The sequence below is a fragment of the Vibrio sp. Y176 genome (genome assembly GCF_033438945.1).
The window spans coordinates 1-1,361 of sequence record NZ_JAWOQS010000073.1 but is presented as its reverse complement, the minus strand read 5'-3'; the positions used below and the strand labels follow the sequence as shown (position 1 = coordinate 1,361).

The window sequence follows — 1,361 nt, the reverse complement described above, 5'->3', positions numbered from 1 at the left end:
CCAGGTGAATCGTGAACCCAAGGCTATTAACGACGGGCGATAGCGAAAATTGACTGGCGAGTTAGTGTGCAAAATTTGAGGGATAAAAGATCAAACTGAACACTGATTCTGCACTTGTTTTACGTTAACGGAATTATGACAGTAATTTAATAAAGGATACGGTATTCTCTCGCTCCTTTGTGTATTCCTGAGCGTTTCTTGCTGTGGCAAGAGGGGCGTCATCTTAAGAAATTTCTCCAATGAAATACGAACAACAGATCGAATTTCGATACCCTAAAGGTCGATTCGCGATGGTGAGTGTTTATACATTCACAGGCGCCGCTATTTTAGCGTCGACGATTTTTTCTCTATTGCTATTTTTGTCAATTGACGACAACCCAATGATGCAGGCGCTGTTTGGTGGTTTGGCCATCATCTTTGAAGCTGGCAAATTTTATGCGTGGTATGAATACGGCGAGCGTCGCGCCCACAGAAATTACGGCGGGGCAATTACGGCCTTGGTGTTTTACTCTGTGCTTGCCGCTATCTCTATTGGCGGCAGTATCGGCGGCATCAACAGTGCAACTAACAGCGCACAAAGCCATATTTCTGTCGAGCAAGCAAAAATCGAAGCGTTTAACCGCCAGATTGCGTCTATCGATAAACAGATCGAGCTGAACAACATCGCGGCGCAGAAGTACATCGAGATGGAGCGCATCGCAACGGGGGTGACGCGAATTCAAGAGCAAAACAAAACCCTGCGCGAAGAGCAGCAGAGATTGGCGATGGAGCGAGACAGCTTGCCTCCGGTGACACAAGGCTCGGTCATCGGTCTGATCGATAGCCTTGCAAATGCGTTCGGTACGACATCGCAACAAGCTCAGTTATGGCTGGTGGTGTTCTTATCCATCCTGCTCGATTTCTTTGCGGCGTTTTTTGTTGGCTTGATTGGTGAAGAACAACGTTTCCGTCATTATTACCGTCGCTACGCAGGCATGACCGTGGCATCAATTCGCGATATTGACCCAGAGCCAGCGGGTTATCTTCCACACATTAAGGATGAAGATGAACCTGCCATTGAGCAAAAAATTGAAGAACCGGAAGAGCCAAAAACACTGCTAGAACAGGTGAGCGATGCCCTTAAAACTCATCAAATCACGTGTACGAAAAAAGCGGTAGCGAAGCAATTTAGACTTTCCGCGGAAGAGGTAGACAAAGTCTTCGAAGAGCTTGCAGAGCTTGGGCTGGTGGGTAAAAAAGCCAACCACCATTACCATTGGATTGGTCAAGCTGAAGCCGCTTAATGGTCTAGACTCAGTAAACTATTAAAGAGCGTCGATGGGCGCTCTTTTTTTATTTTCAGCCCTAAAGCACCTATTTCA

1 protein-coding gene is annotated in these 1,361 nt (G+C 46.7%); it reads left to right on the top strand.

Annotated elements, in window-relative coordinates:
* The first annotated feature begins 239 nt into the window (after positions 1–239).
* Positions 240–1,283 carry a hypothetical protein gene (locus tag R7O13_RS24145; RefSeq protein WP_005489206.1) on the top strand — a complete coding sequence of 348 codons (1,044 nt, stop codon included), beginning with the start codon at positions 240–242 and terminating at the stop codon, positions 1,281–1,283.
* Positions 1,284–1,361 lie beyond the last annotated feature (78 nt).

Excerpts from the sequence above, each read along its gene's own strand:
- R7O13_RS24145 (WP_005489206.1), top strand. The coding sequence starts at position 240 with ATGAAATACGAACAACAGATCGAATTTCGATACCCTAAAGGTCGATTC.